Genomic DNA, 25347 nt, shown 5'->3' with positions numbered 1-25347 from the left:
TAGATAAAAATGTTCAGGCTACTTTTCGCATTTTTCAATCAGTTCATTGACTTTGGCCACATTGGCTTTGCCGTTGGGCGCCTTGGTCGCATAGTCTTGGATGATCGGTTCCACGGCCTTGCGCCATTTGGCGTTTTCCTCATCGGAAAGGGTGATGATCTCGTTGCCAAGACTCAGGGTGAACTTGCGGCCTTCTTCGTCCGCCGCATCCCATGCCTTTCCATGCACATCCACCCATTCCTCAGCGGTTTCTTCGATGATCTTCTTGACGTCATCCGGCAATGCATTCCATTTGTTGAGATTCATGACCACGAACATGGCCGTGGTGTATCCCACGCTGGAGCAATCCGTCGTGTACTTGATGACCTCTCCCTGTTTCCATCCCTTGAGCACTTCAATGGGGCCGAAGGTCCCTTCCACCACGCCTTTCTGGAGGGATTCATAGGTATCGCCCTGAGGCATGGCGACAGGTACGCCGCCCAGTGCCTCGACCACTTTGGCGCTTAGGCCGGTTGCACGGATCTTCATGCCTTTGAGATCTTCCAGGGTTCGCACAGGCTTTTTGGTGTGAAGAAGTCCTGGACCATGGGCGTGGACATAGAGCACCTTGACATCCTGCAATTCCTTGGGATTGACGGATTTTGCAAAGTCATTGGCCACCCGGGTGGCCACTTTGCCGGAAGCATACCCCATGGGGAGGTCCACCACCTCCATCACCGGGAACCGGCCCCGGGTGTAGGCAAAACAGGAATTGCCCATATCCGAGATCCCCTTCACAACGCCGTCATATACCATGGGGGCCTTGGTTAGGGTTCCTCCGGGGAATGCCGTAATCTGAACCTTTCCGTCCGTCCGTTTTTCGATTTCTTTTGCAAAGTCCATTGCCGCAATTGCTTGGGCGTGGGTCGGGGGGAAGAAGATGCTGTAGGTGAGCTTTGTGGTTTCTGCCTGTGCCTTGTAAGCGCCGACGCTCATGAAGACGATTCCTATCACTGCAATTAAAAAAACCAGAAACATCTTTTTCTTCATCGTGGCATCCTCCGATATTAAAGGGGTAGAGCAAAATTTCTCACACGACTAAACCGGCAAATTACACGTCATTGTCTTTGTAAGGTTACGTCACCTCCCTTCCTCGGCTGGTTTCCGGTCCGAAAATGCTGCGATTCGCAAGATATCATATCGTCCAGAAAATTGTTATTTATATGAGAATACGAACCAAATACCTTTTAATTTCATATAACAAATGTAACCATAAGACAACAAAAATCGTAAGTGGTCACAGGTGCAAGGGCTCTGGTCGCCTCTGATTCCGCGGAGTTGGATCGAGGGCATAGACCTTATACCTCTGAAGGGGTGTTCATGAATCAGGGCCCTTTCTTGCGGGCATGGCCCACACATGGATTGTTGACACCAGGGCCGTTCCTCCCCTATACTCAGTAGCTGAACGAAAACCCTGTTCAGGCACTATTGAATATTCAAGAATTGAAAATTGAAAATTGATGGAACAAAATTTTCATTAACACAACCTTTTCTCATATTTCACTGTTTTTTGATTTTCCGGGTTTCCGTTCGGGGACTACCTATTATCGCATGTCAATGCCTGATCCCGAGAACGTGGGCTTGCTGCATAATGAAGAGGGGGTATGGTCTCGCGACTACTCGAATTTATCAGGACCGATGTCTGGAGAATTCGGCTGAAGGATCTTTCCAGGAAGAGATCGTTCGGCATCCGATTGCTCAGAATCGTGCTCCTGGCCACTCGGGGGTTCAATGAGGACCGGATCCATCTGAGGGCCTCGGCACTGACTCTCTATTCCCTGTTCAGCATAGTCCCTGTGCTGGCTATGATCTTCGGCATTGCCAAGGGGTTCGGGTTTGAAAAGTTTCTGCAGGAAGACCTCTTGGAAAGATTTCACGGCCAGGAGGAAGTGGCGACCCGAATCATTGATTTCGCCCAATCCCTGTTGGAAGCAACAAAAGGCGGGGTCATAGCGGGCGTCGGCCTGATCATCCTTTTCTGGACCGTAATACGGGTTCTGAGAGATGTTGAAAATTCCTTCAATGCCATCTGGGGCATAGAAGACGCCCGGAGCCCCGGAAGGAAGTTCAGCGATTACCTGACCATCCTTGTCGTTTGTCCCATCCTGTTGACCATGTCGGGCAGCATCACCATTTTTGTCAGTACCCAAGTGGAAATGATCACCGCGAAATTTGCCCTGCTGGGGTATTTCAGCCCTCTGATATCCCCGCTGCTGAAGTTGTTGCCCTTCTGTGTGATCTGGGCGGTTTTCGCGTTTATTTACATCTTCGTGCCGAATACCCAGGTGAGATTCAGGTCGGGTTTTATCGCAGGCATCATTGCCGGGACGGTTTATCAGACGGTTCAGTGGGGATATATCTATTTTCAGGTGGGGGTTTCCAAATACAACGCCATCTACGGGAGCTTTGCCGCCCTCCCTCTCTTTCTGGCATGGCTCCAGATCAGTTGGGTGGTCGTCCTTATCGGCGCGGAGATCGCTTTTGCCCATCAAAACGTGGACACCTACGAGTTTGAACCGGATTCACAAAAAATCAGCGTATCCTTCAGAAGGCTTCTGTCTCTCATGGTTGCCCATCTGTTGATACGGCGGTTTGCCGACGGTGAGAAGCCGTTGACCGCCCAGGAGATATCCCACACCCTCGAGATTCCCATTCGCCTGTTGCGGCAGATCCTCTTTGAGCTGGTTGACAGCGGCATTGCGTCTGAAATCAAGGCCATTGACGAGAATGATCCGGCTTACCAGCCGGCCTTCACCATCCATGGTTTGACGCTGGCCCATGTGCTCGAGGCCTTGGATCAGAGGGGCGTACGTTCCATTCCAGTGGCGGAAACAAAGGCGTCGGCGTCACTCTCAGAGGCCTTAGAGGCGTTCAGGGAGGCGATCGAAAAAGCTCCGGCCAACCGGCTTCTGAAGGATATCTAACCGGCTGATGGCATAAACGTGCTTTGCTGATACAGTCATGGTATCGGCCCCTTGAATCATCAGTTCAATCGATCCGTACTGTGGCTCATTTCACCGCTGCCACAGACCTGCTCCGGGAAGGACGGGCGAATCGCCTGGAAAACCTCCCGCTTCCCACAACGCTTTTGATGAGTTCCTCAGGCGCGCCCGACCTGTTCGTATGAGGGGGTCGGGAGGGTTGCCGGAGATGAGGAGTTTCCTGATGGATCTTCTGACGGGCTGGAGAGAAAACAGAGAGGCATGGACTCCAACAATTCGAACCCCATGGCGGGAACCGTTGTAAACGAACAGGAAACAGACTGGAGCAGGGATATGACTCAAAAAAGACTTGAACCTTATAGGGCATACCAGGAATATTCGGTTGCGGAGATGATGCAGCGGGCGGCTGATTTTTTCATGGAGATGACACGACGCAGAAGCGTACGCCAATTCGCAGATCGCCCCGTCCCCGTGGGGGTTATCAAAGACTGTATCCGAACGGCGGCCACTGCGCCCAGCGGCGCCAACCTCCAGCCCTGGACCTTTGTGGTGGTGTCGGACCCGGAAGTGAAAAAACAGATCCATGACGCCGCGGAGATCATCGAGCGTGAATTCTATACAGGCGAAGCCACACGGCAGTGGGTGGATGCGCTCGGCCATCTGGGGACCACCTATCATAAACCGTTTTTGCTGTCAGCGCCCTATCTCATTGTCGTCTTCGCCCAACGTCATGGCTATGGTAAGGACGGCAAAAAGCAGAAACACTACTATGTGCATGAGTCGGTGGGCATCGCAACCGGCATGCTCATCACGGCCCTCCACCATGCCGGGCTGGCAACATTGACCTATACACCCTCTAAAATGGCCTTTTTAAACGGGGTGCTGTCCAGGCCTTCGAATGAGAAGCCTTACATGATCCTGGTGACCGGTTATCCGGCAGGCGGCGCGGAAGTTCCGGTGTTACCAAAGAAATCCCTGGAAGAGACAGCCGTTTTTGTTTGACTTTAAAGATCCATTTCTGAGACGTTAAGGCAGAATGATCAAGACCCTATGCGGGCCCCGGGGCGCGAAGTACCTGGGGTTGCGCCGCTCAACTGTATCGTTATGCGGAGAACGTTATGAAACTCCAAACAAATCCAAAGGTTGTGGCGCGGCTTGCAGCGGAACATGAGGAAGACAACTGGGGATTCCGCTCCTTCCTTAAGGGGGTCGACCTGGAAATCGAGGAGCTCGACGCCATTGTCCATAGACACTATGAGGCCGTGTCGAGCCGGATTGATTGTTGTGCGTGCGGCAACTGCTGCCGCGAGATCCTTCCCCTTCTTGGCGCATCCGATGTTGCGAGACTGGCCTCCGGCTTGGACATATCGGAAACAGAAATGATTGACCGGTTCCTTGTGCGGGAGGAAGAAGACCACACGTTCACCTTCAGCAAAAGGCCTTGCCCGTTCCTCTCGGGCAATCGGTGTACAGCATATGAGTTTCGACCGGACGATTGCCGGTCTTTTCCCCATCTGCACAAGTCCGAGTTTGTATCTCGCCTGATCCAGGTAGTCCAAAACTGCGCGATCTGCCCGATCGTGTTCAATGTGTTTGAGCGGCTGAAGGATGAGTTCCGACGTGAACCTGACATTGTCTGGGACGAGGAAATGGACTGGATTGATGTATGACGGGTCAAGAAAAGTATCTGGTACGGGATGAGATCAATGTTAAACCCATGCTCCGGAACATGTCCATAGCGCGTACTTTGTTGGCGAAAAGACTTTTTACAATGGAGGTATTCGATGGATCAGATCAACTTGGGAGCAATGATTCCCGCCTACCCCATGCCCGTTTCCCTTGTGGGCGCCCGGGTGGACGGCAAGCCCAATTTCCTGACGGTGGCATGGTTTACCACGGTCAGCCATAAGCCGCCGAGAGTCGCCATTGCCCTCGGTAAGGGGCATTACACCAATCCCGGAATCAAAGAGAACAAGGCCTTCAGCCTTTGTCTCCCTTCCGAGGATATGGTGGAGGCCACGGACTATTGCGGCATGGTCTCAGGGAAAAAGACCGATAAGTCCGGGGTCTTTGAGGTATTCTATGGGGAGCTGAAAACAGCCCCGATGATCAAAGGCTGTCCCCTCAACCTGGAATGCAAGCTGGTGGAAATGGTGGAGGGTGATTCAAATGAGATATTCATCGGTGAAATTGTAGGGACCTACACAGAAGATAGATTTCTGACGGACGGTAAATTGGATTTCAAAAAGATGAAGCCCTTGATCCTCTCTCATGCCGACATTTCCTATTGGCGCCTGGGCGAACCCGTGGCCGGGGCATGGAACATAGGTAAGAAATACAAGGCTGAGAGTAAATGACGCTTTTTCAGTGAACAGCTCAGCCGGTTTCGTTGAATCGGCGGACACTTATATCCGAGATGCCCATCTCCATGCAGGACCTGAACACCGTTGGCTGCTGTATTTACAGGATCATAAAGGGCAAGAAAGGACGGCCATTTCGTCCCATCCGGCGCAGGAACATTTAGGCATCAACAGGCCAATGGGTATTTAAAAAGCCGAGTAGTTCTTTGTGCCACACCTCAGGCCTGTCCAAATAGCAGGGATGGGAGCCGCCTTCCACTATCACCAGTCTGGAATTGGGAATCTCCTGATGCAGAAATTTTGCATTCTTCACCGGGGAAACCTTGTCATCGCTTCCCCAAACCAGGAGACAGGGGACCTCGATCATCTTGAAACGATCGTTGTTTTTCTCGATATCCACAGACCCCACCAGGACGAGACCGCCGACCATGTCCGGCCGGGTAAAGATGAACTCCTGGCAGTGTCGACCTCCCATGGAGGGGCCGATGAGCACCGGTCGGACCATGCCCAAAGCCTGAATGCCCCCGGCCAGGACCTCTACTGTGGGGATCCGGCATTCGGAAGAAAGGCCAAATCCCGGCATGTCCAAGGCCAGGACCTCAAAACCGGCTCGGGCCAGTTGATCAAGTGTGCCGATTTCATGCCAGGTCTCGGCTGAAAAATTGGCTCCGTGCAGAAGGATGATCGATTTTCCGGTGCCCGGGGCGTGAAGGGAGTTCAGCTCACATGGCCCTGCACTTATTGTTTTTTTGGTGATGGTATTCATGCGGATCACCTTTATTGCATGTTATTGTTCTAAAGCAGATACCCGCAACCAATCCCGCCCAAATATAGGCGGGACTCACACAAAGACGCAAAGCACACAAAGGATTTTTTTGTAAAGAAACGGAAACATGCCTCTTTCTCTGTGTTCTTTGTGGCTCCGTGTGAGTCTACAAATAAGGCGTACTGAGATACAAACAGATTTTCTTGTTTTTTGTTACAGGGTTATTGGAAATAAGGTACTAAATATACACAAAAGCGGACAAGAATACAATGATATGCCCGGAAGGGCAAGGGAATTCCCAAGAAGCCCTACGGTCAGTCCAAAATGGTTATAGAGATGGGATCGCTATTTAAAGACATACCACCGGAACTGCCTGAAGAAATCTTCGACACCATATGCGCAAGAGACAGCGTAAAGATTGAACGAATAGTATCGAGAGGACACGCTTCGCCTGAAGGGTTTTGGTACGATCAGGACCGGAATGAGTTCGTTTTGGTTGTGAAGGGAAGTGCCGGCTTGAGGCTCGAAGGTGAAGCTGATATCCTTGTCCTGAAGGCAGGTGATTATGTGAACATCGGTTCTCATGTAAAGCATCGTGTTGAATGGACCGATGCCTCATGCGATACCATTTGGCTTTCCGTGTACTATTGAAGTCCGCCGAATCCGTCACCCCGTCACCCTACGTCTCACTTGGGGTATTGAAGGATTACATGTCATTGGTGCACCCGGAGAAATTCATATCCATGGCACAGAGCGTCGGCTTAAGCACAAAGGGGAAGAGGATATGGAAGGCGGCCGGGGGGAAGGAATTCGTTGCTCTGGATCTTTACCCATCGCATACCAAGGGGGACGGCTGAATGGACGGTCCTTCGCACGTATTTCGGCTGATGACGGTTATACAATCAGAGATATCATGCAGATGATCGTCAAAATTGTGATCAGCGTAGCCGTTATCCTTGCGGCCACGGCAATCGGAAAGCGGCTGCCGTCTACGGCCGGTCTAATCGGGGTCATGCCGCTTACCGGCGCACTTATCCTGGTGTGGGTGTATTTGGAAAACAGGGGGGATCCTCACGCCATGCAGGATTTCGCCAAAGGCGCCCTCTGGGGAATCCTGCCCAGCATCCTTTTCTTTATCGTGGCATTCTTCTGCTTCAGAAAGCATCTTCCATTGTCTATCGTTCTCATCTCAAGTTTTGGAGCATGGCTGGCTGGAGCAGTGGTTCATCAATGGCTTTTGAAATGAACGGATATCACGCTTCCGGGCCTGAGATATTCTGAAGCTCCTGCCTCCCTTTTTCCTGATTGACAAAAAGAAGGAGGATGCCCCCGGCCAGGAAAAAAAAGGAGACCGCCGTGATGCTGATCCTCGACGCCATATTGCTGGAATATCCCATGGATCGGACCGCAAGACCGACCCCGCCCATGAACCCCGGACCGATGATTGCGGAGAATTTCCCCATCATATTGTAGAACCCGAAATATTCAGCTGATTTTTCGGCAGGAATGATTTTCGCATAAAAGGAGCGGCTCAAGGCCTGGATGCCGCCCTGGACCAGCCCGACGGCCATGGCCATAATATAAAATTCCCTGCTGGTGTTCATGAAGGGCGCCCAGAGCGTAATGAAGAGATAAACCGCAATGGCCGCGAAGATGGCCTGCTTGGCCCCGATCCGGTCACCCAGGAATCCGAATCCGATGGCAGAGGGGAATCCCACGAATTGCGTGATGAGGAGGGCGACGATCAGGTCATTGGTTTCAAGACCGATGGAGATACCGTAATCCACGGCCATTCGGATGATTGTATCCACGCCGTCGATGTAGAGCCAGTAGGCCAGGAGGAAGAGGAAGATGGTCTTGAGGCGGCGGATTTTTTGAAAGGTATTCTTCAGCTCACTGAACCCTCCCCGCACCATATTAACACCGGATGCCGGTTTCGTTGTAGGGGGTTCTCGGACAAAGAGAAACAGCGGTATTGAAAATACGGCCCACCAGATTCCCACGGTGAGGAAGGAAAACTGCACGGCCTCACCCGGTCCGGAAAAACCGAAGGTCCCAGGGCTCAGGGTCATCCAGACGTTCAGGGCGAAAAGGACGCCGCCGCCCAGATATCCGAGAGAAAACCCGAGGGCGGAGACCACATCCATCTTCCTCTCGGGCGCGACGGCCATGATCAGGGCATCATAGAAAATATTACCCCCGGCGAACCCGATGGTTGCGAAGACGTAGAAAATGACGGCCGCCGGCCAATTCCCCCTGGACACCGTGTACAGGGCCAGCGTCATGACGACGCCCATGAATGCAAAAAAGAGGAGAAATTTCTTTCTTGAGGACCCCTTGTCGGCAATGGCGCCCAGTGCAGGGGCGCAGAGGGCCACGGCGATTCCCGCCAAGGAGTTGGCCAGCCCCAACCGGGCGGTGCTCAGGGTGGTGTCTGCCCCGACGCTCCAGAACTGTTTGAAGAATACAGGAAAAAATCCGGCCATCACCGTAGTGGCAAAGGCCGAATTGGCCCAGTCATACATGGCCCAGCTGAAGATGGCTTTTCTGTTAGACTGTTGCATGGTATTGGGGGGGAATGGGTTGGTCCAGGCGTCGCTCCGTTGATGCCCTACTGGCACACTACGAACCCCGGCGATCGATTTTGATCGAATCGGTCAGGTCCATACACGCTCATTCCGAGAGTACATTCTCATAAGCTGTAAGCCCCAGTCGGGAGAAGATAAGAGGGTGAGAGGGTGAGAGGGTCCACCCAAGACCCGCAACCCTCAACTCGTGACCTGCAACCCACAACGAGCAACCCGCAACGAGACCATATTTCAACTCTCTTTGACTATGTTTCAGGCGACAAAAGACCTGCCTTGAGAAATTCCTGGTTGAACCTGGCAATGTTTGTAATCGAAATGGCCTTTGGGCAGACCTGTTCGCACTCGGTCTCGTTGCTGCAGTTGCCGAAACCCAGCTCATCCATTTTTCGCAACATACTGAGAGCCCTTTGAGCCGCTTCTGGTCTTCCTTGTGGGAGGAGGGCCAGATGGGAGATTTTGGCCCCCACAAAAAGCATGGCCGACGCATTGGGGCAGGCAGCCACGCAGGCCCCGCACCCGATACATGCAGCCGCATCCATGGCCAGTTCGGCGGTTTTCTGGGGGACGGGGATGGTGTTGCCGTCCGGGGCCCCGCCTGTATTGACGGAGACATATCCCCCCGCCTGGATGATCTTGTCAAACGCGCTTCTGTCCACAACCAGATCTTTAATGACCTTGAACGCCTTTGCGCGCCACGGCTCAATGACAACGGTGTCTCCATCCTTGAAATGCCTCATATGAAGCTGGCACAGGGTCGTTTCCTTCTGGGGACCGTGAGCGATGCCGTTGATCACGGCCCCGCACATCCCGCAGATCCCTTCACGGCAATCATGATCAAAGGCGATAGGGTCTTTCCCTTCGAGGGTCAGCTTGTTGTTCACGCCGTCCAGCATTTCCAGAAAGGACATATCCGTTGAGATCTCCCTGGCCTCGTAAATCTCCATGTGCCCTTTATCACCAGTCCCTTTCTGGCGCCAGACCTTAAGGGTCAGATTGATCGTTTTACTCATTTATAGCTCCTCTGGGTCAGCCCGACATTTTCGAAAGTAAGGGGCTCCTTGTGAAGCCTGGGCGCCTCTCCCTGTCCCGTGAATTCCCATGCCGCAACATAGCAGCATGCTTCATCGTCGCGCAGGGCCTCGTGATCCGCCGTCTGATATATTTCATTAAAATGACAGCCGCAGGATTCCTTCCGGCTCAAGGCATCCTCAACCAGGAGCTCGGCAAATTCCAGAAAATCGGCGACGCGGCCTGCCCTCTCCAGGGACTGGTTGAAATCCGCGGATGCGCCCGGGACATTGACATCCTTCCAGAAGGCTTCCCGAAGTGCCGGAATCAGTTCCTTGGCCTTGCGCATCCCTGATTCGTTCCGCGACATGCCGCAATGTTCCCAGAGGATGTGGCCAAGTTCCCTGTGAAAATCGCTCACGGTCCGTTTCCCTTTGATGGAAAGGAGCTTCTCTGTGATATCATTCGCCCTCTTTACGGATTCGCCGAATGCCGTGTGATGTTCGTCCACGGGGTTAAGGGTAGCGCTTGCCAGGTAGCCTCCGATGGTATAGGGAATGATAAAGTATCCGTCGGCCAACCCCTGCATCAGGGCGCTCGCCCCGAGCCGGTTGGCCCCGTGATCGGAAAAATTGGCCTCGCCCAGGACGAAAAGCCCTGGAATGGTGCTCATCAGGTTGTAGTCCACCCATAACCCGCCCATGGTATAATGGATCGCAGGATAGATCATCATCGGGGTCTTATAGGGGTTATCGTCCGTGATCCTCTCGTACATCTGAAAGAGATTGCCGTATTTCTTTCGAATGGCGTCAACTCCGTCTCTCCTGATGGCATCCCTGAGATCCAGATAGACGGCATACCCGGTCGGTCCCACCCCTTTCCCCTGATCACACTGCTGCTTTGCATTCCGGGAGGCCACGTCGCGGGGAACGAGATTTCCAAAGCTGGGATATTTCTCTTCCAGATAATAGTCTCTTTCGCTCTCTGGTATTTCTTCCGGCGGACGTGTATCCCCCGCCTTTTTAGGGACCCAGACGCGACCGTCGTTTCGAAGACTCTCGCTCATGAGGGTCAGTTTGGACTGGTAATCGCCGTGCACCGGAATGCATGTGGGATGGATCTGCACAAAAGAGGGATGGGCGAAAAAGGCCCCCTGTTTGTAGGCCCGCCAGATGGCGCTCACATTGGAATTCATCCCGTTGGTAGAGAGAAAATAGGCATTGCCGTAACCGCCTGTGGCCAGCACCACCGCATGGGCGGAATGGCTTTCAATGGCGCCTGTAATCAGATTTCGAACGACGATGCCGCGGGCGCAGCCGTCGACCAGGACCAGATCCAGCATCTCCCGGCGGGGAAACATCCTGACCTGTCCCATGCCGATCTGCCGCATGAGCGCACTGTAGGCCCCCAGGAGGAGCTGCTGACCTGTCTGCCCTCTGGCGTAAAAGGTCCGCGATACCTGGGCCCCTCCAAAGGATCGGTTGGCCAGCAACCCGCCATAGTCCCGGGCGAAGGGCACCCCCTGGGCCACACACTGGTCGATGATTTCAACGCTGACCTGGGCCAGTCGATAGACATTCGCCTCCCTGGAGCGGAAGTCGCCTCCCTTGATGGTGTCATAAAAGAGACGCCAGATACTGTCCCCGTCTCCCTGATAGTTCTTTGCTGCATTGATCCCGCCCTGGGCCGCGATGCTGTGTGCGCGACGGGGGCTGTCCTGGATGCAGAAGGTCTTGACATGATATCCCAGTTCAGCCAGGGTGGCCGAGGCAGAGGCCCCGGCGAGCCCCGTGCCCACCACGATGATCTCATACTTCCGCTTATTGGCCGGGTTGACCAGCTTCAGCTCAAAACGATGGCGGTCCCACTTTTGTTGCAGCGGACCTTCCGGCACCTGTGAATCAAGAGGCATGCAACATCTCCTTAGCTGTTTATCATCATAAAAACGGGGATGGATCCAAAGCCAGCCGCGACGAACAGGCTAAATATCAGGCTGAGCGTCCGGATCAGGGGCATATATTTGGGATGATTGGCGCCGAGTGTCTGGAATGCGCTCCAGAAGCCGTGCTTGACGTGAAAGGCCGCAACAATCATTGAAAAGGCATAAAAGACGACATATTCCGGATTGGAAAAAACATCGGAAACGAGCCGGAAGATGCCCTGTGCACGGTAATCGACAAAATGGAAGGTCAACAGATGGAGAATCACAAAGACAAGGAGATAGAGACCGGTATAAGGCATCAGGGTGGAGCTGATGGTTCGGCCCCCGGCATTTTTTTTCATCACATACCGGACCGGTCTTGCCTGCCAGTTTTCCAGATAGAGGAGGGCTGCGAGAAGGATATGGATGATGGCCAGAACCAGGAGACCGATTTCGGCCGCGTTGATTAGCAGGCCAAAGGAATGAAGGTGTTCGGAATAGGCATTAAACCGTTGCTCCCCTCCGTAAATCGTGAGGTTTCCAAAAAGATGAACCGCCAGAAAGGCACAGAAACTGAGTCCGCTAAGCGCCATCATCTGTTTCTTGGGTATGGACAAAAAAAGAGTCTTGATGAACCCGTTCATTTTATCGTTATTCCCCTCCTGGACCATAGGGATTATCGCACGATCCCCAATTTATTTTTTGGACGTCTGTTTATGGATGGCGGTTCCTCCGGAAGTGCGTTGTTTTCGAAAGGTCAAGAGAGACGGGAATGGTAATTGTATACAAATCCTATCCCATGGGATCGATTTTTTTTACTCTCGCAATGTTGCCCTGTCAAGCTTTTTCCCCTATTCTCCCTTTGGGCGATGGACGCAGGTCACCGTGTGACACACAACAGCTCCTTATGTGAAAGCCCCTGATCCATGTTCTCCGGATCCTCCTTCGGTAATGCCTTCTTACTCCCAGGGTGGGTTGAGAATTCCAGGGCCTTTTCCACGGCCCTTGACGGAATGGGAGAAATAGGGTAAGTGTCGTTGACCATCCATATGTAAGGTCCTTTTTGCGCTCCGCTGGTTCGAGCAATATTCTTTCCGGGACATGGCCTCGGCAGGGGAGAAGGAAATGGGCTTTGAGAAGGACTGTTATTTCGGGCCGGAGGAGATCTGTTGGTGAATCATCAAATTATATTGAAAGACGCCTACAAGGGGTACACCCTTGACCAGGATAAAATCATGTCTCCTGAAGAAACGGTCCGGCGTTTCAGGGAGAGGCTTCAAAGTCTGGACATGGATATCCTGGAAGAGACCGTTCGCATCGATAACGGCAGACTCGACATCCCGGTCTATTTCAGTGTATGCGGCCGGGACGCCGAGGCTGTCATCGGGACACGAAAACAGATGGGGAAGGGGGGCACACCGGCCCAGTCCGAGGCGAGTGCGGTCATGGAACTGGCGGAACGATTCAGCCTTTTCAGCTTCTCCAAAAATCCTGAAAACTTCATGGTGGAGGAGTACCGAAATATCCGGGACCACGCCCTCCCTTTTGAGATGATTGCCCTGTCGGTCCATGATGATTCGGAAGACCTGAATGCCGCCCGGGAGATCTTTTCACGATTGCCGCTCAAATGGACCTGGGGATACAACATGACAAGACATGAAGCCGTCCTGGTGCCTTTTGACTGGTTTTTCGCCATCAATGAGTTTAACGGCGCTTCGGCCGGAAATTGCGCGGAGGAGGCGATCAGCCAGGGGATCTGCGAGGTGGTGGAACGGCACGTATCCTCCCTGGTCAGCAGAGGGAGGCTGAAGACGCCGGCCATCGACCTGGACAGCATCACCGATCCCCTGGTCTCGGAGATCATCGGGAAATACCGTAAGGCGGGCATTCGGCTGTTTGCCACGGATTTTACATTGAACATGGGAATCCCGTCGGTCGGGGTCCTTGCCTATGATCCGGCCACGTTCCCGGAAAAAAGCGAGATTGTTTGGACCGCAGGCACCACGCCCGATCCCCAGAAGGCCTTGAACCGTGCCTTGACCGAGGTGGCCCAACTGGGGGGCGATTTCAATTCCGGATCCAATTATGTGGCCAGTGGGCTTCCCAAATTCAGGGGCCTGTCCGAGGCCGAGTTCATCCTCCGGTCCGACGATTGCATCGATATCCTCAGCCTTCCCGATCTCTCCCACACCAATATCCGGGTGGAGGTGGAAAACTGCATCCGGGCAGTGGCCCGAACAGGAATGGAAATCATACTAATAAACGTGATGCATCCCAAACTGGGGATCCCCGCATTTTATACCATCATGCCCGGGGCACATTTCAGGGAAAGGGCCGCCGGCACCAGCGTGGGGATGTTTACGGCCAAACTGATTGCTGAGAAAGGAAACCCGGAATGGGCCGTATCAGAGTTGAAACAAATGGACCGGATGCTGCCGGACAAATATTATGTCAAATTCTTTTTAGGCCTCTCATACATGGAACAGAATGACCTGTCAAACAGCCTGGCCGCTCTTCAGAAGGCCCTTGAACTGGAGCCCAATGACGAAGACAGGGTCAGCATCTACGCCTATCTGGGGGCCTGCCTCAAGGATCTGGAGCAGTACGGCGAGGCCATTGAAATCCTTGAAAAGGCGGCGCAGATCGATGATGAGCGACCGGACGTGTATAATCTCCTGGGATTTTGTCATTTCAAACAGAAGGCGCATGAGAAGGCCATTTCGGCCTTCCGGAAGGTTATTGAACTCAATCCCGCGTCGGCCATCGACTATGCCAACATCGCCTCCAACTACAGGGACCTGGGCGAGAGGGATAAGGCGGTACAATACTACAAACTGGCCCTGGAACTGGATGAGAGCATCGATTTTGCAAGGGAAAATCTCAGGAGATTAGGGGCTGAAGTATGAAAAAATCCGGGAGGCGGCCTTGACTACCGGCCTCATGAGATTATTTTCATGGCCAAGTCTCTTGGATCCGGGCGACGGTCACCGGCGCCCGGTATGGGGTATACGGGATATGCAGTATGTGACAACCAGTGACAAGGGCCGGGCGTCAGGAGTCAGCGGTCCGGGGCCAGAAAACGCTCAATTTTAGTATCGGGAAACGAGCAACCCGCGCAGGCGGCCCAAGATTTTGGGCGCAAGGGGTTCATGCTTCACCCAGTAGCCAGTAACCAGTATCGAGTATCCAGCAACCAGCAACCAGGAACCGAGGTTTGTTCATGATAGAGGTAAACCATCTCAGTAAATATTTCGGGGAAACCGGCGCTGTGAATGACATCTCCTTTACCGTGGAACGGGGAGAGGTCCTGGGCTTCTTGGGCCCCAATGCCGCGGGGAAGTCGACGACCATGCGGATGATCACCGGATTTCTTACCCCTACCTCAGGGACGGCCGTTATCGGAGGGAGCGATATCCTCGAAGACTCTTTGGGGGCCAGGAAAAAGATCGGATATCTCCCTGAGAACGCCCCAGCCTACCCTGACATGACGGTTTCAGGATTTCTCGGCTTCATTGCCGGGATTCGGGGGTTTTCCGGCGATGACAGACGGGCGCGCATTCGAGACACCATTGACCGCTGTTTCCTCTCCGATGTCCGGAATCAGACCATCAACACCCTTTCCAAAGGATATAAGCAGAGGGTCTGCTTTGCACAGAGCATCCTCCACGATCCTGAATACCTTATCATGGATGAACCGACAGACGGCCTCGATCCCAACCAGAAACATGAGGTTCGTGCCATGATCCGTGACATGGCCCGTGACAAGGCCATCGTCCTTTCCACCCACATCCTGGAAGAGGTGGAACAGGTATGCACGCGGGTCATGATCATCGCCCGGGGTCGCATCATGGCGGATGATACGCCCGAAGGCCTGAGGAAACGGTCGGCCCTCCATGGGGCGATCTGTCTGACAGTCAGAAAGGAGGGTGGAAAGGACCTGCTCGAAGGCATCCGGGACCTCCCCGAGGTCCATCGGAGTGAGGTAGTGGGTGAGAGCGAAGGAGATATGACGCTCCGTCTCTTTCCGAAGGAAACCGCTTCTTCCCGTGACAGCGGGGCGGATCGGATTGTCCGGCGCCTGTTTGAAAAGGGGTTTTCCGTGGAGACATTTTTTGTGGAAAAGGGCCGGTTGGATGAGGTTTTCCGAATGATTACCAGACCGGATTCGCCGACGACGGACCGGATTGCCTAGTCGGCTGTGATAACACGATCTGAATGGGGTAACTATGAATGATTTTGTAAGGAACACTTCGGGGATCCTGATACGGGAATTTGGCGGATATTTCGGGTCGCCGGTGGCCTATGTCTTCATTGTCATTTTTCTGATGCTGTGCGGGTTCTTCACCTTTTCCCTGAGCCATTTCTATGAGATCGGCCAGGCAGACCTTCGGATTTTTTTTGAGTGGCATCCCTGGATCTTCCTCTTTTTGGTGCCTGCTGTGGGGATGCGGTTGTGGGCCGAGGAACGCCGCACCGGGACCATCGAACTTATCTTGACCCTGCCGGTCACCCTTGTGCAGGTCATTGTGGGAAAATTTCTGGCTGCATGGCTGTTCATCGGTGTGGCCCTGATCCTGACCTTTCCGATGGTGCTGACCGTTCTTTATTTGGGCGATCCGGATATGGGGGCCATCGTATGCGGGTATTTCGGCAGCTTTCTCATGGCCGGGGCCTACCTGAGCGTGGGGTCCATGACCTCCGCCATGACGCGGAACCAGGTGATCAGTTTTATTCTTGCCGTGGTGATCTGCCTATTTCTGGTATTGGCCGGGTGGCCGCCCATAACGGATGCCCTGACCGGATGGGCCCCTGTCTGGTTGGTGAATGTGGTCTCCGGATTCAGTTTTATGCCCCATTTCGCGTCCATGGAACGGGGAGTCGTGGATCTGCGCGATCTTATCTATTTTGTATCTGTGATATTTTTCATGCTTTTTGCAAACGGTGTGATCCTGCAGAACCGCAGGGCAAACTGAGGAGGCGCTGACAATGGCAATGGGAAAAGGTTACGATTATAGGAAGGCGCTCGTATCGGTTACGGGATTGGCGACGCTATTTCTTGTCCTGGTCTTTGTCAACATCATTGCATCGTATGCAACCATTCGATGGGATGCCACTGAAGACAATGCCTACTCTCTTTCAGACGGGACGCGGCAGATCCTCGATACCATGACAGAACCGGTTACCATCAAATTTTTCTACTCCAGGAGCAATCCCGATATCCCGGCCGAAATCAAGGTTTATGCCAAACATGTGGAAGATTTTCTCTCCGAATACCGGCACGTGGGCAAGGGCCGGATCAAAGTGGAGGGGGTGGATCCAAAACCCGACTCGGATGAGGAGGAATGGGCCCAGAAGTACGGCGTCGAACCTATGCGGACCCCGGGCGGAAAGGTCTATTGCGGCCTGGTCTTTCTTTCTGCAGACCAGGAAGAGGTCATCCCATGGCTGGATCCGGCAAAGGAACAGATGCTGGAATACGATCTTACCAGCATTATCCAGGGGCTTCAGACTACGGAAAAAAAGGGGGCCGGCATCATCAGCAGCCTTCCGGTCTTCGGGACCAAGGGAAGGGCGATGCCGGGCCAGGCTCCGGGGGAGGAATGGCTCTTTGTCACAGAGATGAAGAAGATCTATGATGTCCAGGCAATCAGCCCTCTGGTCCAGACCATCGATCCGTCCCTGGATCTCCTCATGGTGGTGTATCCAAAAAATATCAGTCCCCGGTTGGAGTACGCGATAGATCAATATGTCCTTTCGGGAGGGAACGCCATTATCTTTGTGGACCCGTTGTGCGTTTCAGACCGGGAACAGGGACAGCAGCAGTTCATGCGGTCTTCGGGAACTTCCCTGGATAGGGTTTTCAAGGCATGGGGGATATCGATGGATCCGGCCAAGGCTGTCGCCGATTTCGGTCAACCGACCCGGGTCAGGACCGGCAGCAACAGCACCGAAGACAACCCCCTGATGATATCGGCCAGGGGCGATGCATTTAATCGGAAGGACGTTGTCACCGCAGGTCTGGAGAGCATGCTCTTCCCGGTGGCCGGGGCGATCGAGAAGACCGGCGACATGGACCATGAATTCGAGCCGCTGGTGGATTCGAGCACCAATGCTGCCCTGACGGATGCCTTCAATGCATTCCTGGGCATGGAAGCCGTGAAAAAGGGGTTTGTTTCGGCCGGGAAGTCATTCAACCTTGCGGTCCGCCTTCGAGGGAAATTCAAAACCGCATTTCCCGAAGGCCGTCCCGAATCAGAAGGCCCTGGGACTGAATCCCCTGAGGCGCCGAAGGGCCCCCATCTCAAAGAAGCGAAAACGGTCTCGACCCTTATCGTTGTCTCTGATGCGGATATGCTTGCCGATCAGTTTTATGTGCAGCGGAGCAATTTCTTCGGCCTACCCATCTCAGAGATGTTCAACGATAACCTGAACTTTTTTTCCAATGCCGCGGAGATCCTCACAGGAAGCGACGAGCTGATCGGGCTCAGGTCCCGTGGAAAGCTGGAAAGGCCGTTTACGGCGGTCCTGGAGCTGAAACGAGAGGCCCAGGAACGCTGGCTGTCAAAGGAAAATGAACTGGTTCAACAGATTGAAGAAACCAACCAGAAACTCCGCCAACTGGAACAACAGAAGGACGGTTCCCAGAAAATGATTATCAGCCCTGAGCAGGAGGCGGAGGTGGCCCGGTTCAAGGAGAAGCGTCAGAAGATCAATCGGCAACTGAAAGAGGTTCGAAAAAACCTGCGCGCCGATATCGAGACCCTCGGCGCCACTCTCAAAGGAATCAATATATTTCTAATGCCCTTTTTGGTCTCCATCATAGGGATAGCTTTTGCCATCTATAAACAGAGGAAGATCAGGAGAAAATGAAGCCGAAGACACTTGTGATTCTGTTGGTCGTTCTGGCGGTCCTCGCAGGCGCGGGGACCCTCCTCATTCATTCAGGGGGTATGCGCTCCCCATCGGGAGAGATGGGCGCGTACCTTTTGGAAGACCTCCCGGTCAATGACATTGCTTCAATTATTATCAAGACGCCGACGTCAACTGTTTCTCTGACGAGGGCGGACCATTCATGGATTGTGGAAGAGCGTTTCGGCTATCCGGCGGATTTTTCCAAGCTCTCTAATTTTGTGAGGACCCTGAAAGAGGCCAAGGTCGGACGGAAATTCAGCGCCTCGGACCCGGTCTTACAACGCCTTTCCATCAAATCTCCAGAGGACGGCGATGCCTCGGAAGAAGAGACAGGGACCCATGTCCGGATGACAAACTCAGAAGGGAAGGCGCTTCTCGACATGGTCTTGGGGAAAACCAGATCCAAGGATCCGCAGAAAGGTCCCCCGGACGGCCAGTATGTAATGTTGGGCGATGCCTCCGAAATCTACCTGATCGACAAAATTCTGTCCTCATTTGAGAGCGGGCCTGCGGACTGGCTGGAAAAAAGCCCGATCCGGGTTGATGCCGGGGAAATCCGGAAGATTGCCTGCCTGGGACCAGGGTCACCTTCTGTTCGCTACGCCTTTGAGCGCCCTGCCAGGGGGAAAGACTTTGTGCTGACAGATCCTTCGACAGATAAGACGATCAAAAAATCCTCTCTCAATCGATTGGCCAATGCCCTGTCGTCTCTCAAGATCACGGACGTGGATCCCTCCTCCGCATCCTCAGAACCGATGGCAAGAGGTGCCTCTGTGCGCCTGGACTACACGCTTTTCGATGGCCGGGTGTATGGTGTCGCCGTGGGAGAGGACTGCTCGCCGACCGTTCCCTGCAGGATCCGGATCGAAGTCGGCTATGACCCTCCGGGGCCTTCGGGACCGGCGGAAGCCGGTGAGAGGGCCGAGACAGAAGCGGCGCCATCTCCTGAGGCCAAGAGCGAAGAGGCAAAAGGAGTTGCCGAGGCAAGAGAAGAAAACGAGCGTTTGAAACCCTGGGTCTTCACCATCCCGGAATGGCAGTATCAGGCTTTTTTTACCGATCTGGAACAGATGCTCGAAAAAGAGACGGAAAAAAAGAGGATGGGCGGCGATCCCGGCAGATAATGCCCACTTTTTTCTTGACCCTTGACAAATTGATATAATAGCATATTAAATTCCTTGTGGCCTGGTTTCATTTGCGGGTCGAATTTGTTCTGAGGAATCGTTTCCTCCTGCCGGAGTGGCGACCTTGCGCTTGAGACCGTATTATGAACTTGGGAAAGGAGGTTGGCACTTTGGGAGAAGGAGTTGTGAAGTGGTTCAGTGAGAGAAAAGGGTTTGGGTTTATTGAGCAGCAAGATGGTCAGGATCTGTTTGTTCACCACTCGGCGATCAATATGCCGGGTTTTCGAACGCTCAATGAAGGTGACAGGGTAAACTTTGAGATTGAAGAAAGTGACCGTGGGCCTAAGGCCAAGAACGTCACCAAGATGTAATCCATTAAGTCGAATTCGTAAAAGGCACCCCGTCCGCAATGAGATGGGGTGCCTTTTTTGATTGACGATTGACGATTGAACAAATCACACAACCCGTAACTTGCTCGGTTTGCCTAAATCCTTATTCTTTAATCATTTTGTCCTAAATTATTTTGCCATTTTCAATTATCGCTTTATGCCCAAGCCACCCGACACCATTGAGCGCATTCTGGGGCCGGACGGGTGTTTGGCCCGATCGCTTCAGGGGTTTGAGTTCCGCCCTTCTCAGATTCAGATGGCCCGTCTCGCACAAGAGGCGATCCGCAGAAATATGCCCGCCCTGATAGAGGCTGGAACAGGGACAGGCAAGACCTTTGGCTATCTGGTCCCCGTCCTGCTCAGCGGGAAGAAAAGTGTCATATCCACGGGCACCAAAAACCTTCAGGAACAGATTATCTTCAAAGACATCCCTCTCCTGCGCAAGGGGACCGGGCTTCCCATCGATGCCGTGATGATGAAGGGAAGAGAAAATTATCTCTGCCTTCATCGGTATCGTCAATACACCTCTCAGGCCTCTTTTTTGAAGACATCTCAGACAGACAGAATCGGCAGAATCGAGAGTTGGCTCAGGAAAACCACTTACGCGGACCGGGGCGAGATCCCCTGGCTCAGTGACGATGATACGCTGTGGGCCGCCCTCTCTGCTTCATCCGACCAGTGTCTGGGATCGAACTGCCCCTGTCTGGATGACTGTTTCCTGGTACAGCTGCGCAGCAGGGCTGCCAGGGCCCGGATCATCGTTGTCAACCACTATCTTTTTTTTGCCGATCTGAAGGTAAAGGTAGCCGGATTCGGGGAGATCATCCCCCGGTTCCAGGCGGCTGTTTTTGACGAGGCCCACACCATCGAAGAGATCGCCACTTCCTATTTCGGCGAGAGCCTCAGCACCCGGCAGCTCACAGACCTGGTGGGCGACTTGCGCAAGGAGGTCAGGGACAGGGGTCAACTGGACAGGCGGTTGGATGTCATACAGGCCGGAGCAGAGCGTCTGAGGGGTGAATTTGAGGCATACGAGGAAAAGGGAAGACTTGCCCCGGAGTTCATGCTTCAGCTGAGCCAGGGCACGGGGCGCAACATCCAAGGCGGTCTCAAGGATATATGTGAGGACTCGGGTCTCAAGGATGATCCTCAGCTTCGGCCTCTTCTGGACAGGGCCAGGGAACTGGGCCGTCTGTTGGAGGAAATCCTCAGAAAACGGGACCACAACTGGCTCAACTGGTATGAGAAGCGAAAGAAGCGTCTGATCCTCCATGTATCGCCCCTCGATATATCCGAATCGATGAATGATCTCCTTTACGGCGCCATTCCAGCCACCCTTTTCACCTCTGCCACCCTGGCGACAAACGGGACATTCGATTATATCCGCACGCGCCTGGGGCTCCCGCAGACGACCCTTCATGAAATCTGTCCGCCTCACTTCGATTTCACGTCCCAGACGCTGCTCTACATTCCCAGACGCCTCTCCACCCCCAATTCGCCGGATTTCGGACGAGACGCCGGACACGAGATCATGAGAATCCTTCATCGGACCGAGGGGAGGGCACTGGTCCTCTTTACCAGTTATCATAACCTCAATATTGTGCATGAGATCCTAAGGGAGCAGCTCCCCTATACCCTTCACAGGCAGGGCGATGCGCCCCGGTCCGTCCTGTTGGACAGGTTCCGGGAGGATATCCATTCGGTTCTCCTGGCCACCGGGGCCTTCTGGCAGGGGGTGGATGTGCCGGGCGAGTCCCTGAGCTGCCTCATCATCGACAAGCTCCCCTTTGACTCCCCCGGAGATCCGGTTGTCTCCGCCAGGATCGATGCCATCCGCAGCCGGGGCGGGAATCCCTTTATGGAATATCAGATTCCCTCGGCCATTATCACATTGAAGCAGGGTCTCGGAAGATTGATCCGAAAGCGATCCGACCGGGGGATCCTTTCTATCCTGGATGTCCGGATCCTGACCAGCCGGTATGGCCGGTTCTTCCTGGAGAGCCTCCCTTCCATCCCCGTGACCCACAATCTGTCGGACATCGATTCATTTTTCGCTGAAACAGGTTCGACGCGTCAACGCCTCAACAAGATGTGAAGGAGAAACCGACATGCCCCCCAAGCCGTGGAAGGTTGTGACCAGCACATGGGATATGTCCTATCGGGTTTTCAACCTGCGCACAGATCAGGCCGTATCCCCCCGGACCGGCTTGACGCACCCGTTTTTTATTCTGGAATCGTCACCCTGGGTCAACGTTATCCCCCTTACCCCGAAACAGGAGGTGGTCCTGGTGAGACAGTATCGCCACGGCACCCGGTCGGTCACCCTGGAAATTCCGGGCGGCCTTGTTGAGGATTCAGATACGCCCGAAGATGCGGCACGAAGGGAACTGCTGGAAGAGACCGGCTATGTGGCGGAAGAGATGTCGGCACTGGGTTGGGTCCACCCGAATCCGGCCATCCTGAACAATCGCTGTTACACCTTTCTGGCCTTGAACGCGGTCTTCTCAGGCGCACGTCACCAGGACGACCGGGAAGACATCGAAGTCCTCCTCAGACCCCTGGCCGCCGTCCGGCGCCTGATCCGGGAAGGAGAAATATCCCACTCCCTGGTGGTGGCTGCTTTTTATCGCTTTTTCATGGAATATCGGCCGTGCTTCCCGCGTTGAAGCCATTTTGGATTCTCAGGAAAATGGCGAGGGTAGGGTCCGTAATCGCTGGTTTGGTCTGCGGGGTATTGATGGGAGATTGATATTTGAATGGATTTTGACCGGGGATGGTGCTGAGGCCGCGGTACGAACTGTATCAGGCCGCTAAAGTGAAGCCAGGCTTTCCGCCCACGCCGTTGCCTCCAGATAGGATTGGGGAATGGTTTCTTCTTCTACGCCTGCTTTTGTCACTGCGTCTCGTAATCGCTGCCAGTCTCCGGTTTCGTAGGAATATGCAATATCGAGATATGCGGCGAGCCTCCCTTCTCCCCGGACAATGGCCGATTTGATATCTTCCGAAAGGGGAAGCTTTTCCATTATGTCCATGATGGGTTCGTCAAGTATGGCGTCGATGAGGGAGAAGAGGCCAAGGGTAAAGAGTTCGGCTTCGTCCACATGAACGCCATCCCCCTTGCCCAGGAGTTCGCATAGCTTGGCCCTTATGATGGAGGCCCTTACCAGTTCATCCGGTTTGTCTTCCGCCAGGTTTGCCAAGGCCATCAGGGAGACGAATCGGCGGATTTCCTTTTCCCCGAGAAGGACAATGGCCTGCTTCATGGAGGAGACCTCCTGGACGCGTCTGAAATAGGCCGAGTTGATATATCGCATGAGCTTGTAGGCGATGGCCACATCCCGCTGGATCACCGTTTCAATGTGTGAGAAACTGCAATCCTCCCTGTTGGCCTCGGCCATGATCTGAAGGATGGTCAGTTTAGCCGGCGAGGTGCTTTTCCCCTTGAGTATCTCGGGTTTGCTGAAAAAATACCCCTGAAAGTATTCAAAGCCCATGTCGAGGGCCTGCCGGAATTCCTCATAGGTTTCCACTTTCTCGGCAAGGAGCTTCAGTTTAAAAGGGAGTAGCTTGCCCAAGAGATCTGCCAGCTTGTCCCTGGGCGTGAGTACGAAGTCGATCTTGATGATACCGGCAAGGGCCATGAGGGGCTCCAGGCTTTTCCTGTATACAAAGTCGTCCATGGCCAACTGGTATCCCATTCCACGCAATTCCCTGCATGCTTCCAGCACGGGTTCCACGGCCTCCACGTCCTCCAGGATCTCGACCACAAGCTTGTCTTTCGGGAAGAGCAGCGGGATCCTTTTCACAAGGAGCTGGTCGGTGAAGTTGATGAAGGCGAACCTGCCGCCGGTGATGGCGTCCATGCCCATGGAAAAAAAGCTGTGGGAAAGGATCTTGGAGGTAGCGGCGTGACCGTCTACATCGGGAAATACATTTGAGAGGCTGTCCCTGAAGAGGAGTTCATAGCCGTACAGTTTTTTCTTTCTGTTGAAGATAGGCTGCCTGGCTACATATATGTCCATTTTGGCTCTGTCTGCGCGGGCCGCAGGCCTGGTCAGAAGGCTTTTATTTTTCAGCAGAGTGACGTCATCATATCTCTAATAGAGGTCGTCGGGCCGTGGTGGTCCGGCCGTAGTGCCCTCTCAGGAACCATCAGCGTGGGAACAGGCGAATTTTCGAAGCGGCACGGCGATGACCACCACAGACCATTCCAGGTTGTCTTCGACCGGGAGAATCTTAAGCAACAGGGCTTCACCATTTGCCTGAACACGGAACGAATCGATCGTTTCCGGGCTGCCGGCCCCGATGGCTTTCAGCACATCGGCGATCACCTTACGTTCCGTTTCATCAAAGAGGTCGATAAATGGTTTGCCCAGAAGCATTTCTTCAGAACCGCCGAACAGAGACAAGGCAACATTGTTGGCGAAAATGACCTTTCCTTCAGAATTCAGCTCGAGGACGCCCTCGGAGATGTTGTTCAATATGGTTTCCATGTGTCTTTGAACGGAGAGGAGCTCTTTGGTAATCCCCCGGCGATAGATGCCCGTGAGATCCACAGCGCGTTCGTCCGGGGAGAGCGATGAGGAGCGGCCCGCCTCGTCTACCGCATCGAGTATGCGCCCGGACATTTCGTCAAGAGGTCCCTTGGCGATGCAGGCGTTGGCCCCCAGCTCAACAAAGCGGATCGGTTCCTCGGCCACGGTTGCCGATAAGACCACAATGTATGGATTCCTGAGATCCGGCATTCTTCGAATAATCCGGCACAACCTGTCGCCGCTGATGTTCGGCATGACAAGGTCCAGGAACACAATGTCAGGAATGTAGGTCTTCAGGATTTCCAGCGCTGAGAGTCCGTCTTCGGCGGCCTTGACGTCGTGGCCCTGTTCCCTCAGCAAGTCGGTGATAAATTCCAGCATAAATCGATCATTGTCGACCGTCAGAATTTTTTTACCCATATCAGGTCCTTTGTGACGACTTGAATCTTTGGTTGCAACTCCTCTGGGGCATGTGGAGAAGTTGGTGCCTTATGGGTAAGCACTCGGAAAATTTCCGGGATTTGCACCAATATCTTTTTGGTTGCAGCCGTCAGGCCGCCTTAGACTCTTTGTCTGTAACTTCTCTGCAACGTGCGAAGAAGTTTGCCCGTGGGGGTCTCTGCTCAAGAGCTGCAAAAACCGAATACAGCTCCTGGGGACGGCAGCAGGGCTTTACAATACAGTCTGTTCCAGCCCCAAGTACAGCCTTTTATGGGACGGTATGTCCTTGCTGCCTTTCCGTAAACATTATCCGGAGCCCGGG

At 53.7% G+C, this 25347-nt stretch carries 22 protein-coding genes; 14 read left to right on the top strand and 8 right to left on the bottom strand.

Annotation, left to right across the window (positions count from 1 at the left end; translation table 11 throughout):
* Positions 1-18: 18 nt before the first annotated feature.
* Positions 19-1029 carry a TRAP transporter substrate-binding protein gene (locus K9N21_02530; protein ID MCF8142776.1) on the bottom strand — a complete coding sequence of 337 codons (1011 nt, stop codon included), beginning with the start codon at positions 1027-1029 and terminating at the stop codon, positions 19-21.
* Positions 1030-1643: 614 nt separating this feature from the next.
* On the opposite strand from K9N21_02530, the gene K9N21_02525 reads away from it, so the two are divergent.
* The 4 genes from K9N21_02525 (at position 1644) to K9N21_02510 (ending at position 5338) form a co-directional block, all read left to right on the top strand.
* Positions 1644-2963 carry a YihY/virulence factor BrkB family protein gene (locus K9N21_02525; GenBank protein MCF8142775.1) on the top strand — a complete coding sequence of 440 codons (1320 nt, stop codon included), beginning with the start codon at positions 1644-1646 and terminating at the stop codon, positions 2961-2963.
* A 351-nt stretch (positions 2964-3314) separates the two neighbouring features.
* Positions 3315-3983: a nitroreductase family protein gene (locus tag K9N21_02520; GenBank protein MCF8142774.1), complete on the top strand. Its 669-nt coding sequence runs from the start codon at positions 3315-3317 to the stop codon at positions 3981-3983.
* Positions 3984-4099: 116 nt separating this feature from the next.
* The gene (locus tag K9N21_02515) at positions 4100-4651 is read left to right on the top strand and encodes a YkgJ family cysteine cluster protein (protein ID MCF8142773.1); all 552 of its coding nucleotides are present in this window, start codon (positions 4100-4102) and stop codon (positions 4649-4651) included.
* A 156-nt stretch (positions 4652-4807) separates the two neighbouring features.
* Positions 4808-5338: a flavin reductase family protein gene (locus tag K9N21_02510; GenBank protein MCF8142772.1), complete on the top strand. Its 531-nt coding sequence runs from the start codon at positions 4808-4810 to the stop codon at positions 5336-5338.
* 163 nt (positions 5339-5501) lie between these two features.
* Here the strand turns inward: K9N21_02510 and K9N21_02505 are convergent, their stop codons facing one another.
* Positions 5502-6107, bottom strand: coding sequence for an alpha/beta hydrolase (locus tag K9N21_02505; protein MCF8142771.1), 606 nt, complete (start codon positions 6105-6107; stop codon positions 5502-5504).
* 336 nt (positions 6108-6443) lie between these two features.
* Between K9N21_02505 and K9N21_02500 the strand changes: the two genes are divergently transcribed.
* Both K9N21_02500 and K9N21_02495 read left to right on the top strand, forming a co-directional pair.
* A complete protein-coding gene (locus tag K9N21_02500; protein ID MCF8142770.1) occupies positions 6444-6758 on the top strand; it encodes a cupin domain-containing protein in 315 nt (104 codons plus the stop codon).
* A gap of 262 nt (positions 6759-7020) precedes the next feature.
* Positions 7021-7353: a DUF3147 family protein gene (locus K9N21_02495; GenBank protein ID MCF8142769.1), complete on the top strand. Its 333-nt coding sequence runs from the start codon at positions 7021-7023 to the stop codon at positions 7351-7353.
* Between the two features lie 7 nt (positions 7354-7360).
* Here K9N21_02495 and K9N21_02490 read toward each other — a convergent pair whose 3' ends face one another.
* The 4 genes from K9N21_02490 to K9N21_02475 all read right to left on the bottom strand — a co-directional run bounded on the left by K9N21_02490 (position 7361) and on the right by K9N21_02475 (position 12268).
* On the bottom strand, positions 7361-8671 hold the full coding sequence (locus K9N21_02490) for an MFS transporter (GenBank protein ID MCF8142768.1): 1311 nt from the start codon (positions 8669-8671) through the stop codon (positions 7361-7363).
* 269 nt (positions 8672-8940) lie between these two features.
* A complete protein-coding gene (locus K9N21_02485; GenBank protein MCF8142767.1) occupies positions 8941-9705 on the bottom strand; it encodes a succinate dehydrogenase/fumarate reductase iron-sulfur subunit in 765 nt (254 codons plus the stop codon).
* Positions 9702-11615 (bottom strand): fumarate reductase/succinate dehydrogenase flavoprotein subunit, encoded by a 1914-nt coding sequence (locus tag K9N21_02480; GenBank protein ID MCF8142766.1) that lies wholly within the window; start codon positions 11613-11615, stop codon positions 9702-9704. Before K9N21_02480 ends, K9N21_02485 begins: the two co-directional genes overlap by 4 nt.
* Positions 11616-11626: 11 nt before the next feature.
* Positions 11627-12268, bottom strand: a complete 642-nt coding sequence (locus K9N21_02475) for a succinate dehydrogenase cytochrome b subunit (GenBank protein MCF8142765.1) — start codon at positions 12266-12268, stop codon at positions 11627-11629.
* 528 nt (positions 12269-12796) lie between these two features.
* Here K9N21_02475 and K9N21_02470 point away from each other — a divergent pair.
* The 8 genes from K9N21_02470 (at position 12797) to K9N21_02435 (ending at position 22715) form a co-directional block, all read left to right on the top strand.
* Positions 12797-14530: a YcaO-like family protein gene (locus K9N21_02470; protein ID MCF8142764.1), complete on the top strand. Its 1734-nt coding sequence runs from the start codon at positions 12797-12799 to the stop codon at positions 14528-14530.
* A gap of 314 nt (positions 14531-14844) precedes the next feature.
* Positions 14845-15816 carry an ABC transporter ATP-binding protein gene (locus tag K9N21_02465; protein ID MCF8142763.1) on the top strand — a complete coding sequence of 324 codons (972 nt, stop codon included), beginning with the start codon at positions 14845-14847 and terminating at the stop codon, positions 15814-15816.
* A 34-nt stretch (positions 15817-15850) separates the two neighbouring features.
* Entirely contained in the window at positions 15851-16597 is a 747-nt protein-coding gene (locus K9N21_02460; protein MCF8142762.1) for an ABC transporter permease, read from the top strand.
* 13 nt (positions 16598-16610) lie between these two features.
* Positions 16611-18494: a Gldg family protein gene (locus tag K9N21_02455; protein ID MCF8142761.1), complete on the top strand. Its 1884-nt coding sequence runs from the start codon at positions 16611-16613 to the stop codon at positions 18492-18494.
* Complete coding sequence (locus K9N21_02450) at positions 18491-19660, top strand: DUF4340 domain-containing protein (GenBank protein MCF8142760.1); 1170 nt, start codon at positions 18491-18493, stop codon at positions 19658-19660. The genes K9N21_02455 and K9N21_02450 overlap by 4 nt, the downstream gene beginning before the upstream one ends.
* Positions 19661-19830: 170 nt before the next feature.
* Positions 19831-20031, top strand: a complete 201-nt coding sequence (locus K9N21_02445; GenBank protein ID MCF8142759.1) for a cold shock domain-containing protein — start codon at positions 19831-19833, stop codon at positions 20029-20031.
* Positions 20032-20206: 175 nt separating this feature from the next.
* On the top strand, positions 20207-22144 hold the full coding sequence (locus K9N21_02440) for an ATP-dependent DNA helicase (GenBank protein MCF8142758.1): 1938 nt from the start codon (positions 20207-20209) through the stop codon (positions 22142-22144).
* 13 nt (positions 22145-22157) lie between these two features.
* The gene (locus K9N21_02435; protein ID MCF8142757.1) at positions 22158-22715 is read left to right on the top strand and encodes an NUDIX hydrolase; all 558 of its coding nucleotides are present in this window, start codon (positions 22158-22160) and stop codon (positions 22713-22715) included.
* Between the two features lie 144 nt (positions 22716-22859).
* Here K9N21_02435 and K9N21_02430 read toward each other — a convergent pair whose 3' ends face one another.
* Both K9N21_02430 and K9N21_02425 read right to left on the bottom strand, forming a co-directional pair.
* The gene (locus K9N21_02430) at positions 22860-24071 is read right to left on the bottom strand and encodes an HDOD domain-containing protein (GenBank protein ID MCF8142756.1); all 1212 of its coding nucleotides are present in this window, start codon (positions 24069-24071) and stop codon (positions 22860-22862) included.
* A gap of 120 nt (positions 24072-24191) precedes the next feature.
* The gene (locus K9N21_02425) at positions 24192-25004 is read right to left on the bottom strand and encodes a response regulator (GenBank protein MCF8142755.1); all 813 of its coding nucleotides are present in this window, start codon (positions 25002-25004) and stop codon (positions 24192-24194) included.
* Positions 25005-25347: the final 343 nt, after the last annotated feature.

This window comes from Deltaproteobacteria bacterium, assembly GCA_021737785.1.
In the GTDB taxonomy this organism is placed as follows: Bacteria; Desulfobacterota; DSM-4660; order Desulfatiglandales; family Desulfatiglandaceae; genus AUK324.
The sequence above is the reverse complement of the archived record's forward strand: the minus strand, read 5'-3'. Positions and strand labels throughout refer to the sequence as shown.